The 13785-nt window shown below is 68.1% G+C and carries 19 protein-coding genes; 8 read left to right on the top strand and 11 right to left on the bottom strand.

Going from position 1 to position 13785, the window contains the following annotated elements; translation table 11 throughout:
- Positions 1 to 35: 35 nt before the first annotated feature.
- The 9 genes from SPR02S_RS50860 to SPR02S_RS50830 all read right to left on the bottom strand — a co-directional run bounded on the left by SPR02S_RS50860 (position 36) and on the right by SPR02S_RS50830 (position 4590).
- On the bottom strand, positions 36 to 506 hold the full coding sequence (locus tag SPR02S_RS50860; protein WP_019064762.1) for a hypothetical protein: 471 nt from the start codon (positions 504 to 506) through the stop codon (positions 36 to 38).
- 93 nt (positions 507 to 599) lie between these two features.
- The gene (locus SPR02S_RS50855) at positions 600 to 824 is read right to left on the bottom strand and encodes a hypothetical protein (protein ID WP_019064761.1); all 225 of its coding nucleotides are present in this window, start codon (positions 822 to 824) and stop codon (positions 600 to 602) included.
- Positions 825 to 923: 99 nt separating this feature from the next.
- Positions 924 to 1109, bottom strand: a complete 186-nt coding sequence (locus tag SPR02S_RS61385; protein WP_078623259.1) for a hypothetical protein — start codon at positions 1107 to 1109, stop codon at positions 924 to 926.
- 91 nt (positions 1110 to 1200) lie between these two features.
- Complete coding sequence (locus SPR02S_RS50850) at positions 1201 to 2052, bottom strand: helix-turn-helix domain-containing protein (protein ID WP_026151651.1); 852 nt, start codon at positions 2050 to 2052, stop codon at positions 1201 to 1203.
- Between the two features lie 23 nt (positions 2053 to 2075).
- Entirely contained in the window at positions 2076 to 2603 is a 528-nt protein-coding gene (locus SPR02S_RS50845; protein WP_019064759.1) for a DUF6879 family protein, read from the bottom strand.
- Positions 2581 to 2808 (bottom strand): hypothetical protein, encoded by a 228-nt coding sequence (locus SPR02S_RS50840; protein WP_019064758.1) that lies wholly within the window; start codon positions 2806 to 2808, stop codon positions 2581 to 2583. Before SPR02S_RS50840 ends, SPR02S_RS50845 begins: the two co-directional genes overlap by 23 nt.
- Before the next feature lie 168 nt (positions 2809 to 2976).
- On the bottom strand, positions 2977 to 3480 hold the full coding sequence (locus tag SPR02S_RS50835) for a DUF6879 family protein (RefSeq protein ID WP_019064757.1): 504 nt from the start codon (positions 3478 to 3480) through the stop codon (positions 2977 to 2979).
- Positions 3481 to 3516: 36 nt separating this feature from the next.
- Positions 3517 to 3720, bottom strand: coding sequence for a DUF397 domain-containing protein (locus SPR02S_RS61380; protein WP_306305773.1), 204 nt, complete (start codon positions 3718 to 3720; stop codon positions 3517 to 3519).
- Positions 3721 to 3738: 18 nt separating this feature from the next.
- The gene (locus SPR02S_RS50830) at positions 3739 to 4590 is read right to left on the bottom strand and encodes a helix-turn-helix domain-containing protein (RefSeq protein ID WP_019064756.1); all 852 of its coding nucleotides are present in this window, start codon (positions 4588 to 4590) and stop codon (positions 3739 to 3741) included.
- 239 nt (positions 4591 to 4829) lie between these two features.
- On the opposite strand from SPR02S_RS50830, the gene SPR02S_RS58320 reads away from it, so the two are divergent.
- The 4 genes from SPR02S_RS58320 (at position 4830) to SPR02S_RS50810 (ending at position 7370) form a co-directional block, all read left to right on the top strand.
- The gene (locus SPR02S_RS58320) at positions 4830 to 5267 is read left to right on the top strand and encodes an ATP-binding protein (protein ID WP_019064755.1); all 438 of its coding nucleotides are present in this window, start codon (positions 4830 to 4832) and stop codon (positions 5265 to 5267) included.
- 10 nt (positions 5268 to 5277) lie between these two features.
- A complete protein-coding gene (locus tag SPR02S_RS50820; RefSeq protein ID WP_019064754.1) occupies positions 5278 to 6249 on the top strand; it encodes a bifunctional GNAT family N-acetyltransferase/NUDIX hydrolase in 972 nt (323 codons plus the stop codon).
- A gap of 162 nt (positions 6250 to 6411) precedes the next feature.
- A complete protein-coding gene (locus SPR02S_RS50815; protein WP_020684304.1) occupies positions 6412 to 7017 on the top strand; it encodes a DUF6232 family protein in 606 nt (201 codons plus the stop codon).
- A complete protein-coding gene (locus tag SPR02S_RS50810; RefSeq protein WP_019064752.1) occupies positions 7014 to 7370 on the top strand; it encodes a hypothetical protein in 357 nt (118 codons plus the stop codon). The genes SPR02S_RS50815 and SPR02S_RS50810 overlap by 4 nt, the downstream gene beginning before the upstream one ends.
- Before the next feature lie 56 nt (positions 7371 to 7426).
- Here the strand turns inward: SPR02S_RS50810 and SPR02S_RS50805 are convergent, their stop codons facing one another.
- Positions 7427 to 8884: a M1 family metallopeptidase gene (locus SPR02S_RS50805; RefSeq protein ID WP_026151650.1), complete on the bottom strand. Its 1458-nt coding sequence runs from the start codon at positions 8882 to 8884 to the stop codon at positions 7427 to 7429.
- A 66-nt stretch (positions 8885 to 8950) separates the two neighbouring features.
- Between SPR02S_RS50805 and SPR02S_RS50800 the strand changes: the two genes are divergently transcribed.
- The gene (locus SPR02S_RS50800; RefSeq protein ID WP_026151649.1) at positions 8951 to 9370 is read left to right on the top strand and encodes a hypothetical protein; all 420 of its coding nucleotides are present in this window, start codon (positions 8951 to 8953) and stop codon (positions 9368 to 9370) included.
- Between the two features lie 55 nt (positions 9371 to 9425).
- Complete coding sequence (locus SPR02S_RS50795; protein ID WP_026151648.1) at positions 9426 to 9926, top strand: hypothetical protein; 501 nt, start codon at positions 9426 to 9428, stop codon at positions 9924 to 9926.
- Between the two features lie 275 nt (positions 9927 to 10201).
- Here the strand turns inward: SPR02S_RS50795 and SPR02S_RS50790 are convergent, their stop codons facing one another.
- A complete protein-coding gene (locus tag SPR02S_RS50790; RefSeq protein WP_245607776.1) occupies positions 10202 to 10885 on the bottom strand; it encodes a pentapeptide repeat-containing protein in 684 nt (227 codons plus the stop codon).
- Positions 10886 to 11008: 123 nt separating this feature from the next.
- Here SPR02S_RS50790 and SPR02S_RS50785 point away from each other — a divergent pair, with 123 nt between their 5' ends.
- The gene (locus tag SPR02S_RS50785; RefSeq protein WP_019064747.1) at positions 11009 to 11974 is read left to right on the top strand and encodes a zinc-binding dehydrogenase; all 966 of its coding nucleotides are present in this window, start codon (positions 11009 to 11011) and stop codon (positions 11972 to 11974) included.
- Positions 11975 to 12042: 68 nt separating this feature from the next.
- Positions 12043 to 13557, top strand: coding sequence for an MFS transporter (locus tag SPR02S_RS50780; protein ID WP_026151647.1), 1515 nt, complete (start codon positions 12043 to 12045; stop codon positions 13555 to 13557).
- Positions 13558 to 13785 lie beyond the last annotated feature (228 nt).

Genomic DNA, 13785 nt, shown 5'->3' with positions numbered 1-13785 from the left:
GTGGGGGCCGGTGGGGCCGGGTAAGGGGAGTGGGGCTACTCCCGTACCGGGCACGGCAGTTCGGGCATCGCACGGTTCGGGGAACAGGTGACGAGGGCCAGGGACAGGTACGAGGGCCGTTCGAGATAGAACCCGTACGACACATCACCGCCCGCCGCCAGGTCCTCAGCAGCGGAGTCGACAAGCCGCGCGAGGCGAGCGACGTCCCGCTCCGCCTCGGAGGTGAACCGAGGTGCGTGCAGGGCGAGTTGCTCCCCGAGCCAGGCCACCGCCTCCTTCGCCTCGCCCCACATGCCCCGCACGAGGGGACGGGGCTTGACGAGCCAGTACGCCGTTTCCAGCGGCGGCAGGTCGGACACAGGGAACTCCGCCGCCACCTCCCGGTACCGCTGGATCAGCTCCGGTCTGCTCCCGGCGGGCGGGGGCTCGGGATGTGGGGGCCGCCGTAGTGCCTCCTGATCGAAGCGCTGTTTGGGGCCGGTCCACAGATAGCCGTGATGATGCACCTGTCGTTTCCCGTTCGGGGTCGGCGATCGCGGGAGTGACCGGTCCCGGCCCTGTGGAGAGGCGGGCCGGAACCGGTGGGAGCGCGCGGAAGATCAGACCTTCAGCCCGAACCGCGCCGGGTCGATCCCGGCCGCGGCCAACTCCTCCGTGGTGAACCGCAACGGCTCCACGCCCGGCCGTTTGCTGTCGCCCAACCCCCAGACGTCCGCACCGATCCGGGCCAGGGTCACGCACCCTTCGGTGCACGGGCCGCCGCACGCCTTCACGAACGAGGCTCCGTCAATGTCGAGCGCGTACAGGTCAGTTCCGTCCAGCACTGAGCATCACCGCACCTTCCTGATCGCCTGTCACGGCCACATTTGGCCGCCGCCGTCCCTTGCCGGACGGGAGTTGAAAGAGGGAAGGCCGCATGTCCATCAGTGGGCCTCGGCCCGATGCGCACGCAACTCGACGTTGCGGTCCGACACTGCGCTCAGGTCACCCAGGGACCGGGCATTCCTGCGGGCGACCGCAAGAGACAGACAGGACGCGCAGCCGGGCTCGGCAACCGGTTCGGCCGGTAGCTCCGCCAAGCGGTATCCCTGCGGTTTCTGCGTCTGCATGGTTGGCCTCCCCGGCCGGTCTGAGCGATACAACGACCGTAAAGAGGAGGGAACTTACGGATCCACGGTCTTGCAGAAGCTTGCAGGTGGTTCACCCGAGTGAGTCGAGGGCTGAGACGATCAGCTTTCTCGCATGGGTCCCGTAGACGGCGATTGCCGCCAGCTCGGCAAAGGTGCGGGAGTAATCGGCGATTCCATCGGGTTGCCGCACATTGAGATGCGCGCTGACAAGTTCCACCGCGACTCTCTCGTCGTCGAAAACCGAGAACGACTCGGTCGGCCAGGCATGTCCGCGAGGAATTCCCATAGGGATGACGCCAAGGCTCACCGATGGCAGCAAAGCCCTCGGAATGAGCTGACCGAGTTGAGCGGCCATGACCGTGGAATCTCCTACGACGGTCCGTAGGACCCACTCTTCGATGATGAACGCAAAGCGGCGACCGCTGTGAAGGATTCGCTGACGCGCCATCCTCGCCTCGACAGCATCGGCGACGTCATCTGGAGCGCCTCGAAGTGAAGCGACCGTCGACAGCACCGCGCAGGCGTAGTCGGGTGTCTGCAACAGCCCGGGGACAACCCATGACTGGTAGAAACGAAACCTCTGTGTCCGCTCGTACAGCGGCAGGACGGAATCCTGGACCTGCTTGAGACCGGCCCGCTCCAGGCGCCGCCAGTCGACATACATTTCCTCTATGCCTCGTGCCATGGCGATCAGTTCGGCGACTTCGTCTTCCGCGCCGCACACGCGGCCCCAGACACGGATGTCGTCCTCCGAGGGCAGCGTTACACCGTTCTCGATCCTGGAGGTCTTTGACTCATGCCAACCGGCACGGGCGGCGAACGCCCGTGCCGTGACAAATCCCGCACCCCGGCGTATCTCCCTGAGTCTGTTGCCCAAGGTCTTGCGTGCTTCCCGGACAGCCGAGGCAGGTGACGCGTTCATCTGAATGTTCCTGCTGAATCCGCTCAGACCAACTCGAATTCATCGTGCGGCACGGCTCGTTCCCACACCGATTCAAATGCCGTAGAGCACAGGCGGATCGCTGCCGGATCAGCGGTGCGCTCTTCGTCGCCGTCCGGCGAGAGTTCTCCGTCGCCGGTGAAGTGCAGGAATACGACGAGTGTGTCGTCGAACAGCCAGAAGTCGTTGCCCGGCAGCGCGAGATCCGATGCCCGCCGCCGCGGAAGCCAGCGGACCTGCTCGCCGGCCTCGACGTTGCCCGCCGTCACGTGGTGCTCGAAGCGGATGTAGTCGGTGACCGGCTCGGACACGATCCGAGCCCGTTGTACCGAGACACCTCGGCCGACGGTGTCACGCATCAACGCGAGCCAGGGGCTTGCCTCGTGGTCCAGGTAGCGGGACGTTCCGCGAGCGCCGTCCCGCCAGGCGATGTACTCCGGGTCGGACGGCATATAGCCGTCCCGCATCTCCAGATGCACAGCGGACCTCTTGGCCAACCGGAACAACTCGTCAAACGCCGGCGCCTCCGCCACCCTTCACCTCCGGAAAGAAACGGACCATACGCTTGGGGATCTCGACGACGGTCTCGTGCTCGGGCAGGTCCAGTTGCTCCAGCCGTCCCGCGTCCAGCACCTTCCAGCCCTGGACCAGATAGTTGTCCGTCTCATCGTCGTAGTACACCGTCGGGGACTTGCCCTCCGGTGAATCAGGGTCCTTGCCGAGCAGATGCAGAGCCATGGTTTCCTCCGAGTCGAGGACTGTTGATCTCTGCCGTCGAGCTTGCACGACCCGGATGCGACGGCGCAGCCAACTTGCGTGTACTTGCAGGTTCTTAAGGTTCCAGCCTCGCAGCCGGGTGGCGAGATCCCGGCGTGAGGCAGTTCCCCGTCTTGCGTCTCAGGTTTGTCAGACGCTGAACGGCACGGCGCTCTCCAGTGCGAGATCCCGCCACGCGAGATACTGACCGAGGTCCGGCTCTTCGATCAGCTCTCGATTGATCTGGGTTCCATCGGGGCGGTAGTTGAGATGCACCACCGTTGATTCATCGAAGAGCCAGAAGTCCTGGTCGGGCAGTCCGGGGTTCGGCCGTTCCATCAGATCCACTATGCGGTAGGTCTCCCCGGCGGCGACGTTTCCGGGGATGCACCACTCAAAGAGATACCGGCTGTACGGCGTGAGCGGGCGCCGCACGATCTTGGCTCGGGTCATCGTCCGGCCGACCGCCACGTGATCCCGGACGGTCTGGTGCCACGGGGCATTGAAACCGTCCGGCATGGTGGCTCCGGCCAGGAAGTCGCGGACCGTATCGGCCTCGAAGGGCATGGTGTACGTCTGATGCACTTCGAGCCGGAACGCGGACCGCTTGAAGTCCCGGAAGTACGCCTGCCATTCGTCGCCGTCCAGCAGCACGGGACTTGTGCCGCGCTCACGCACGGGCAGCCTCCTTCAGATCGGTACGACCAACTCGTCGCCTGGGCATTGAATGGGGCGCCCGCAGTGGTGGATCAGGGCCCGCAACCGCTCGGGGGCCAGGGGCAGTACGTCACCGGGGGCATCGCTCTCGCGGAGGAGTATTCGGCCTTCGTGGTGGGCGAGTTCGAGGCAGCTGGGGCCGCTTACACCGGAGAAGGACGATTTCTGCCACTGCACGGACAATGCCGGGGCCTTTCAGAGTTCTCGGGCGAGGTGGTGGATGAGTTGCCGGGACTCCGCTTCGCTCAATGACGAGCACTCAGCGAAGTCGATCAGCATCCGGTACCTGTTCAGCTGCGCCTCAGCCCCCAGGTAGACACTCCCCATAGGATTGTCCAACTGGACCGTGTCGAGCTGCGGTACGACTCCCCCGACATACGTAGGGGCGTCCGTCGCCTCGATGAACTCCTCGCAGGTGAAGGGGAGTACGCGCAGCGTGACCGACGGCTGCTCCGACGCTTCGAGCAAGTACTCCAGCTGGCCCCGGGCGACCTTGCGACCTCCGAAGCGCATACGCAGCGCCGCCTCATGAACGATGACATTGAGCGGGAGCGGGGCGTCCCGCTCCAGGATGGTCCGGCGCCGCAGGCGGAACTCGACCCTCGCCTCGATGTTCTCGGCGGGCAGTACATGCCTGTAGCTGTGGTGGATCGCCCGGATGTACTCCTCGGTCTGCAGGATGCCGGGCACGTTGATCACGTTGACGCAGCGCAAGTGCGTTGCGTGGTGCTCCAGTTCGGCGAGATCGAGGAAGCCGGGGTCGAGGATTCCGCGGTACTCCTCCCACCACCCCTTCCTACGCTCCTCGGCCATCGCGCACAGCGCGTCGATGAGCTTCTGGTCCAACGCGGAGTACCGCGTGGCCAGTCGCCGGACCCGGTCCGCGCTCACACCCCAACGCCCGGCCTCGATATGGCTGATCTGGGCCTGGTTGCCGCCGAGGAACGCCCCCGCCTCACGGGCCGCCATCCCCGCCGCCTCACGGAGCTTGCGCAACTCCGCGCCGAGCCGGGCCTGACGGACCGTCGGGCTACTCCTGGGTGGCATCGCTTTCCTCCTGGTCGAGCGGTCCAAGTCTGCCGGGCCAGCAGGCGACGGGTCCACTCGGACGAGTGGCAATTCCGGCACATGGATGCGACGGTACATGGATGTGCCCTACTGTCGTCCTCGGCAACACACACCAGTGAACCCACAGTGCAGCCACGCCAGTTGGCCCGGCCGAGCCATGGAGGTGTGCGCCGCGAACGCCCCGTACCGGCACGAGCGAACAAGAAGGAGCCCCCCCCATGAATCCCGACCCCGCCCCACACCCCCCGCAGATCTACCGCCTCCGCACCCCCAACTCCCCCACCAGCCCCAAAATCTGCCGAGACCTCGTCGCCCTCCTCCTCCAGGTCACCGGCCACCCCCATCACGTCGACACCGCCAGGCTCCTGGTCTCCGAGATCGTCACGAACGTCAACCTCCACACCGACTCCCTCGCCGTACGCCTCGAAGTCGTCCTGCGCCACGACCGTTTACGCGTCTCGGTCCACGACGACGCCCCCGACGCCGACCCCCAACAGAAACCCGGCGGCACATGCGACGGGTACGACGAGAACGGTCGAGGCCTGCTCCTGCTCACCGGGCTCGCCCGGGACTGGGGCGTGCGGCGCGGTGGCAACGCGTACGGCACCCCCGCCAAACAGATCTGGTTCGAGCTCGGCGGAGCCCCCGGCCGCTAGCGTGCCCCCCATGTTCCTCGAACCGCTCACGCCGACCGAGGCCGGCGCGCTCCCCGGCGAGTTGCTCACCGAGCTGACCGCCCTCTACGCCTCGAACCACGCGTTCCACGCCCTGAGCGGTGACTTCCCGGACCCGGAGGACATCCGGCCCGAGCAGGTGGCGACCGCGTTGGCCGACGAACTGGCCGACCCTGACGTCGAGGTACTGCTCGCGCGCAGCGCCGGGCGGCTGGTCGGGATCGCCATCACCCTCGGGACACATCCCGACCCGGACGACGAAGACCCCTGGATCGGGCTGCTGATGATCGACGTCGCCCAGCAACAACAGGGACACGGACGGCAGTTGGCGACCCTCGTCGAGGACCGTTTCCGCGAGGCCGGCCGAACCGCCGTACGCCTGGCCGTCCTTGACAACAACCCCGACGCCCTCGCCTTCTGGACCACCCTCGGCTACGACGTCATCGACCACCGCAAGGACCGTCAACTCGGCCGCCCCTGCACCGTGTTGCGCAAGCAGTTCCACAAACTCCGCCGCGCCGCCCGCGTCGCCGTACTCGACCCCTCCGGCTCTGTCTTCCTCTTCCTGCACGACGACTCCGCGAACGGCACCTTCTGGGCCCTGCCCGGCGGCGGCATCGAGGGAGACGAGACCCCGCCCGAGGGCGCCCTGCGCGAACTCCGCGAGGAGACCGGCTGGACCGACCTGGCCACCGGCCACCTCCTCTGCACCCGGGAACGCGACTTCACCCGCGTCGGCATCCACATCCGGCAGCACGAGCACATCTACGTCACCCACGGCCCCCACCGCGAACCCACCGGCCCCGACCTCGCCACCGCCCACGCCCAGGACGGCATCCTCGCCTGGCGGTGGTGGACCCGGGAGGAGTTGCGCGGGGCGACCGAGACCACCTGGCTGCCCGAACTCGCCCGGCTGCTCGACGAGTTGGAGGAAGGGCCGGACACGAGCGCGGGAAATGGATGATCGCGTGACCGACGCCGCCAAGGACCGTCGGCAGCCGAACGGTCCGCGCGGACGCGGTCAACTCTCCACAGCAGCACCACAGTTGATCCCGTATATCGACTTGCGCACCGGCGGCCACTTGGCGTAGTTAATGAACGCCTGTCAGTGATCTCAGGGGGACTCGTGGAGAGAACCGAAGTGTCCGGTTTCCCGGACATCCCGCCGCCGCCCGCCATACCGCCGCAGGGGTTCCGCGCGATCGACCTGCGGGTCGGCAAGCGCCTGTTGTGGGTCGGCACGGCCACCTACCCGCTGGAGAACATCGCCAGGGTGCACACCTACATGCTCATGCCGAGGCGTTGGGAGGCCACGAGGCTCTTCCTGAAGCGTCTCGGGATCATCCTGTCGGTGGCGTTCGCACTGACCATCCTCGGCGGTATCACCGGGCTCGCCAGCCGGAACACGGCGAGCACGCTCATCATGTGGGTGTGGCTGGGCTCGACGGCCGCGCTGATCCTCTGCGCGGTGGAGTGGCTGCAGGTGCTGTCGGCGCACCCGCTGTACGTCCTGGCCGTGGAGACGTCCGGCCCGCCCATGGCCGTGGTGACGAGCGCGAACCCGTACCAGCTCGACCAGTTGGTGGGCTCCATCGTGTACGCGATCGAGCACCCGGAGACGGAGTTCCACGTCACGGTGGACCGGCTCATGGTCAACCCGAAGAACTACCACTTCGGCGACAACGTCAACATGTACGGCGGTACGGGCAACGTGGGAGTGGGACACGCATGAGCGGCGACAACTTCTACTTCGGCGACAACGTGAACATGCACGGCGGCACCGGGAACACGGGCATCGTCAAGCATCAGACGCCAGCCGGGCCGCCCTCGGTCGACCCCGCCCTCCAAGCCGCCGTCGAGGAACTCCGCCGACTGGTCGAGACGCTGCGTGGGCAGGTCCCGGCCGCGAGCGCGCAGGCCATCGACGACTCCCTGCCGGCCCTCACCACGGACCCGGGCGCCGCCCCGCAGGAACGGCACCGCGCGCTGATGGCCGTCGCGGGAATCGCGGCGACGGTCGGCGCGGTGGGCCAGCCCGCGCTGGAGGCGGTGAACCGGATCCTGGGGCTCCTCGGCAGCCAGTAGACGGCCGAACAGCCCCCGCCGCCGAAGCGATGACGGCTGGTTCGTTCGTCCGTCCGTCAGGGGCGGGCCGGCTTCCCCTCCCCGTACAGCCAGTCCTTCCAGATTCCGCTGAAGTCCTTGCCCGGCGCCATCTTCTGCACGTACGCCGTGAAGTCCGCCGTGTTCGCGTTGCCGTAGTGGTGTGCGGCTGCCCAGCCCTGGACGATGTCGTAGAACCGCGCGTCGCCGACCGTCTGCCGGATCTTGTGGAGGACCATCGCGCCGCGTTCGTAGACGGGGCTGTCGGAGATGTGGGCGGCGGAGGTGGGGCGGGCCGGCGGGAAGGACCAGATCGCGTCGCTGTCGGACTTGTCGTCGAAGTAGGTGCCCTTGTAGAGCGCGTCGAAGGTCTGCTGGGCCGTGTCACCGTCGTGGTCCTCGGCCCAGAGCCATTCCGCGTACGTCGCGAAGCCCTCGTTGAGCCACATGTCGCGCCAGGTCTTCGGGGTGACGGAGTCGCCGTACCACTGGTGGGCGAGTTCGTGGACGAGGGTGGCGGTGTCGGGGGCGCCGGGGAAGAACGGGCGGGTCTGGGTCTCCAGGGCGTAGCCCGCGTCGCCCCGGCGGTCGACGATCGCACCGGTGGAGGAGAAGGGGTACGGGCCGAAGTTGTACTCCTCCCACTCCATGATCTCGGGGATCTTCGCCAGCACCTTGCGGCTCGCTGCCGTCTCCTCCGGGTCGACCGCCGTGTACACGGGGAGGCCGTTCTTCGTGGTGGTGCGGGTGATGTCGTAGTGGCCGATCGCCACCGTGGCCAGGTAGGTCGCCATGGGGTGGGTCATGCGCCAGCTGTACGTCGTACGACCGTCCCCCGTCGTCGTCTCCGTCCTCAACTCACCGTTGGAGACCGCCTGCAGGCCCTTCGGGACGGTGATCGTGAGGTCGTACGTCGCCTTGTCGGACGGGTGGTCGTCGGCGGGGAACCACCCCATCGCGCCGGTCGGTTCGCCGAGGGCCAGCGCGCCGTCCGCCGTGGGGAGCCAGCCCTCCTCCGAGCCGTCGGGGTCGGTGATCGTCTCGGGGGTGCCGGAGTAGTGGACGGTCGTCTTGAAGGTCTTGCCCTGGGGGATGGTCGAGGGTGGGCGGACCGTCAGTTCCTGGTCGGTGCGGGTCCAGGAGGCCTTCTTGCCGTCCACCGTCAGCGAGTTGACCCGCATGCCCTTGAGGTCGAGGTCGTAGGCGGAGAGGTTCTGGGTGGCGCGGGCGGTGATCGTCGCCGTACCGGTCAAGGGAGTTGAGGTGTGAGGAGTGTCCGGGGTGTCGGGGGTGTCTGAGGTGCTTGGGGTGTACGCCAGGGTCAGCGCGTAGTGGGTCACGTCGTAGCCGCCGTTGCCCGCCTCGGGGAAGTACGGGTCGGCCACGCCCGCGCTGCCGGCGGTGCCGTGCACGCCCCCTGTTCCACCGCACGCCGTCAGGACGAGGGCCAGCGCGCACGCGGTGACCGTGGGAACAAGCGGTACGGATCGGGACACGTGCGCGATCCTATGAGTTCGGGCCCCGTCGACCTGGAGTACCGCGGTCCTCGTACGCTCGGGTCCATGCCCCGTTCTTCCAAGAAGCCTCGCCGACTTGTTGCCGATGGGCGCGTGTACATGTGGTCGCTGCGTCACAGTCACCGTGACAGCGGCAGCGACGGGGGCGGGGGCGGCGGCTCTGTGGGGTGCGTCCACACCCTCACCCTGAATCCCCAGCCGTCCGGCACCGGCGGGGCGCTGCGGATCGTCTTCGTCGCGGGGCCGGGGCGGTTCGTCCCGGGCGGGGCCCCCTTCGGTTCCGGGGACGTGGGCTACGTCCATGGCGCCACCCTCAACCTCCACGAACCCGGTGCCGTGCGCGCCCTGCTCGACGCGGCGGCGGCCCGGGGGTGGCTGCCGGCGCCGGGAGAAACCCGGGCGGTGGAGGTCGACGGCTGGGCCCTGCTGGAGGCGGCCGCCGCCGGGCGGGACGAGGCCCTGTAAGGGGGTGGCTACGGCTGCCGTCAGCTCGCTCTCCAGCCGTGACACCATCTCCTACGTGCTCGACATCGGCTACGCCCTCTCCAACCGCTTCCCCGACCCCCCGCAGACCGACTACCGGCGCGCGGACGTCCACGCGCTGCGGCACGACCTGTTCTGCGGTGACGTGTACCTCGCCGACACCAAGGCGGACCGGGAAGTGTCCACAGCCTGGGGATGGGTACCGGTGCTGGACTTCGCGTGGGCGTTGTGCGACATCGTGGAGCAGATCGATCAGGACCCGGCGGGGTCGCGGGCGTCCCGGCCGCAACGCGCCGAACTGGACTTCACCGAGTCCACCGACCGGATGTTGTTCGAGCGGCGGTTCGGGTGGGTGGATGTCGAGGCGGACTGGATGCGGCGGGACGAGGAGGCGTTGACCTTCTCTCACGCCGAACTCCGGCGTGAGGCGCGGGACTTCCTGCACGACCTGATCGCCGACCTCGTTGATCTGCATGATGCGCTTGGCGAGAATCCGGCGATCTGGACGTTGCAGGCCCGGTTTCCCAGGATTCCGTGAGCCTCTCGGATGCAGGAACTTCCCGGGTGCCCTGAGCTGGTGGCACCGTCCCTGGGGGCTGCGCCCCCAGACCCCCATCGGCCCTGAAGGGGCCTCGTCCTCAAACGCCGGACGGGCTGATTTTGCGGGCCTGCGCTGAAGAGGCGCCAGAGGGGCTGAGGGTGCGGGCCTGCGCTGAAAATGCGCCCCCTCGAAAGCCGAAAGGCACACCAGCCGAAAAGCACACCCCTACCCCCGGGAAAGGGCACCCCTCAGAAGCCTCCCCTTCCCCCCGCTCACCCCTCCACCCGAATCCCCATCTGCACAGCCAACACCGGCGCCAGATCCAGCAGTTGCCCCATGCTGATCACCGCCCCAGACAACCGATCCACCCCCCGCGCGATCTCCAGCTCCGCCACCCCCCGCAGATCCACGTCCGTGAACGTCACCCCCGTGAAGTCCACCCCCTTCAGCGCGCAGTCCACGAACTCGACGCGCTCCAGCCGGGCATCAAGGAAGTCCGGCTCGACGAGGACGCACCCCTCGAAAACAACATCCCGGAGCTTCGCCTTGCGCAGGTTCAGGTAGTCGATCTTGCCCCCACGAATCACCACCCGCTCCAACACCGCCCCATGCAACTGCACCCCACCCATCCGCGCGTCGATCACCTCGACGTCACGCAGGGTCGACTCCGCGAGGTCCGTACCCACACCCCGTATGCCGGTGAGGACGGAGTCCAGCACCCGCGCGTGATGCAGTCGCGTCTCGTCCAGCGCGCAGTCCGTCAACGCGCAGTCCATGAACCGGGCACCCCCACCGTCCTGCCCGACGAAGTCCTCGTCCCGGAACTGCAGCCCGTCGTAGTCCCCGTCCGGCTCCAACTCCCCACCCCCGTAAGCCTCCAGAGCCGGCAACCGCACCTCCGGCCGCCGCGCCCCCTTCACTCCACCCGCCCCTTTCGCTCCACCCGTCCCCTTCATTCCACCCGTCCCGCCCGCCGCTCTCCTCGCCATGCCCCCATCCTGCACCCCACCACTGACATCGAGGACGACGGACAGACGGACGCTTGACCTCAAGCGCGCTTGAGGTCGAAGAGTGACCCCATGCAGGCCATACGACTCCACACCTTCGGCCCCGCCGAGAACCTCACCCACGAACCCGTCGACGCCCCCTCCCCCGCCCCCGGCCAGCTCCGCATCGCCGTAGCCGCGGCCGGAGTCCACCTCCTGGACACCGTGCTACGGAAGGGAGAGCGGGGCCCACTTCCCACGCTCCCCGCCCTCCCCACCATCCCCGGCCGCGAGGTCGCCGGTGTCGTCGAGTCGCTCGGGGACGGGGTCGCCGGGCTGTGGCTCGGGAAACGGGTGGTCGCGCATCTCGGGCTCGCGCCGGGCGGATACGCCGAGTTGGCCGTGGTCGATGTGGACCGGGTGCACGAGATCCCGGCGAACCTGGACTTCGCACAGGCCGTCGCGATGATCGGAACGGGACGTACGGCGATGGGGATCGTCCAGTTCAGCGAGCTGGACGGCGACTCCGTGGTCGTCGTACCGGCCGCCGCCGGCGGACTCGGCACCCTGCTCGTGCAGTACGCCACGCACGCCGGTGCCACCGTCGTCGGCCTCGCGGGCGGCCCGGACAAAGCCGCCCTCGTACGCGCGAACGGCGCCGATCTCGCCGTCGACTACACGGACCCGGAGTGGCCGGGGAAAGTGCGCGCCTGGCTGGGCGAGCGGCACGCGACCGTCGTGTTCGACGGCGTGGGCGGAGCCGTAGCGAAACAGACCGTCGACCTACTCGGGCCGAACGGCCGGCACATCGTCTTCGGATGGTCGAGCGGAGAGCCGTACACCACCACAGGACTGTCCGAAGAAGTACTCGGGCTCGTGATGATGCGGAAGGCCGGCGGACCGAGCCCCATCCGAACCCTGGAGTTGCGCGCGCTCGCCGAGGCAGCGGAAGGCCGACTCACACCGGCCGTCCAACGATTCCCGCTGGCCGCGGCGGTGGACGCACACCGAGCGCTGGAGAACCGGAAGACAACCGGAAAGGTGGTCCTGGAGCCATGACCACGTCGAACGCACGCACTAACGCGACCGGGGATGCGATACCTACCGATTCATGTTCTTCTGGGCAGATGAGCGTCACCCAAACAGGTGAATCAAGCGCAGCTACCGGTCCCGATCCCCGGCGCTGGTGGGGCCTGGTGATCATCGCTCTCGCGCAGCTCATGGTCGTCCTCGACGCGACGATCGTGAACATCGCACTCCCCTCCGCACAGCGCGACCTGGGCATGTCCGACGGCAACCGCCAGTGGGTCATCACCGCGTACACGCTCGCCTTCGGCGGACTGCTCCTCCTCGGCGGCCGGATCGCCGACCTGGTGGGCCGCAAACGGACGTTCATCATCGGCCTGATCGGCTTCGCCGGCGCCTCCGCACTCGGCGGCGCGGCCACCACCTCCGGCATGCTCTTCGGCGCCCGCGCCCTCCAGGGAGTCTTCGCCGCCGTCCTCGCCCCCTCCGCGCTCTCCCTCCTCACCACGACCTTCACCGACCCGAAGGAACGCGGAAAAGCCTTCGGGATCTACGGCGCGCTCGCGGGCAGCGGTTCGGCGATCGGCTTCATCGCCGGCGGCCTGCTCACCGAGTACCTGAACTGGCGCTGGTGCCTCTACGTCAACATCCCCATCGCGATCATCGCCGTCTTCGGCGCCGTCGCCCTCCTCCACGACCGCCCGGGCCACTCCGGCGCCCGCCTCGACGTACCCGGCGTACTACTGGGCTGCGGCGGCCTGGTCGCGATCGTCTACGGCTTCAGCGAGGCGGAACCACGCGGCTGGACGGATTCCCTGGTCCTCGGCCTGTTCGCGGCCGGCGTCGTCCTCCTCACAACCTTCGTCTGGTGGCAGACCAGAGCCCCCAGCCCCCTCCTCCCCCTGCATATCGTCAAGGACCGCAACCGGGCCGGCTGCTTCCTCACCATGGGCCTCGCCACCATCGGCATGTTCGGCATGTTCCTGTTCATGACCTACTACCTCCAGGTCATCCTCGACTACTCGCCCGTGAAGACCGGCCTGGCCTTCCTGCCCCTCACGGTCGCGATCATCATCGGCTCGACCCAGATCTCGGCCCGCCTGATGCACCACGTACCGCCGCGCACCCTGATGGTGCCGGGCGCGATCCTCGCGGCAGCGGGCATGTCCTTCTTCACCCGCCTGACGGTCAACTCGGACTACACGACCGAACTACTCCCCGGCCTCCTCCTGATGGGCCTCGGCATGGGCCTGATCTTCATGCCGGTCTTCGCCACCGCCACAGCCGGAGTCGCCCCGCAGGACTCGGGCGTGACCTCCGCGACCGTCAACACCGCCCAGCAGGTGGGCGGTTCGATCGGCACGGCCCTCCTCAACACGATCGCCACCACCAGCAGCACGGCCTACATCGCCGCCCACCTCACCAACCCGGCCCAGAAGGCCCTGATCACCAGCAAGGGCATCGTCCACGGCTACACGGTCGCCATCTGGTGGGCCGTAGCCGTCATGCTCCTGGCGGGCCTGGTAGCAGGCCTCATGGTGACAGCACGGGCACCGAAGCACGGGGCGGCGGCACAGTCACCGGCACCGGAGTCGGCGTCCGAGTCGGTGACCTGAGCCGAGCGGACCGTAGGCCGCGTACGGCGGCAAGGTGTCGTGTCGGGGGGTGTCCGCCCGCAGCGGTTGGCGCGTCAACACGGGCGAGTCGGTGAGCGACGGTTCCCGCGCCAATCCGAGGACGGACACCCCCCGGCGCGGCGCCGCCCCCCAACAAACCACGGGCGAACCACAACGCACCCGCACCCAGCCACAAAGCCGCACCCCAAACCACCCAGGGGCGCGAGG

This window comes from Streptomyces prunicolor NBRC 13075 (assembly GCF_000367365.1).
Lineage (GTDB): Bacteria > Actinomycetota > Actinomycetes > Streptomycetales > Streptomycetaceae > Streptomyces > Streptomyces prunicolor.
The sequence above is the reverse complement of the archived record's forward strand: the minus strand, read 5'-3'. Positions and strand labels throughout refer to the sequence as shown.

Excerpts from the sequence above, each read along its gene's own strand:
- SPR02S_RS50780 (WP_026151647.1), top strand. The coding sequence starts at position 12,043 with ATGAGCGTCACCCAAACAGGTGAATCAAGCGCAGCTACCGGTCCCGAT.
- SPR02S_RS50800 (WP_026151649.1), top strand. The coding sequence starts at position 8,951 with ATGCCCCGTTCTTCCAAGAAGCCTCGCCGACTTGTTGCCGATGGGCGC.
- SPR02S_RS58320 (WP_019064755.1), top strand. The coding sequence starts at position 4,830 with ATGAATCCCGACCCCGCCCCACACCCCCCGCAGATCTACCGCCTCCGC.
- SPR02S_RS50830 (WP_019064756.1), bottom strand. The coding sequence starts at position 4,590 with ATGCCACCCAGGAGTAGCCCGACGGTCCGTCAGGCCCGGCTCGGCGCG.
- SPR02S_RS50810 (WP_019064752.1), top strand. The coding sequence starts at position 7,014 with ATGAGCGGCGACAACTTCTACTTCGGCGACAACGTGAACATGCACGGC.
- SPR02S_RS61385 (WP_078623259.1), bottom strand. The coding sequence starts at position 1,109 with ATGCAGACGCAGAAACCGCAGGGATACCGCTTGGCGGAGCTACCGGCC.
- SPR02S_RS50840 (WP_019064758.1), bottom strand. The coding sequence starts at position 2,808 with ATGGCTCTGCATCTGCTCGGCAAGGACCCTGATTCACCGGAGGGCAAG.
- SPR02S_RS50850 (WP_026151651.1), bottom strand. The coding sequence starts at position 2,052 with ATGAACGCGTCACCTGCCTCGGCTGTCCGGGAAGCACGCAAGACCTTG.
- SPR02S_RS50820 (WP_019064754.1), top strand. The coding sequence starts at position 5,278 with ATGTTCCTCGAACCGCTCACGCCGACCGAGGCCGGCGCGCTCCCCGGC.
- SPR02S_RS50790 (WP_245607776.1), bottom strand. The coding sequence starts at position 10,885 with ATGAAGGGGACGGGTGGAGCGAAAGGGGCGGGTGGAGTGAAGGGGGCG.
- SPR02S_RS50785 (WP_019064747.1), top strand. The coding sequence starts at position 11,009 with ATGCAGGCCATACGACTCCACACCTTCGGCCCCGCCGAGAACCTCACC.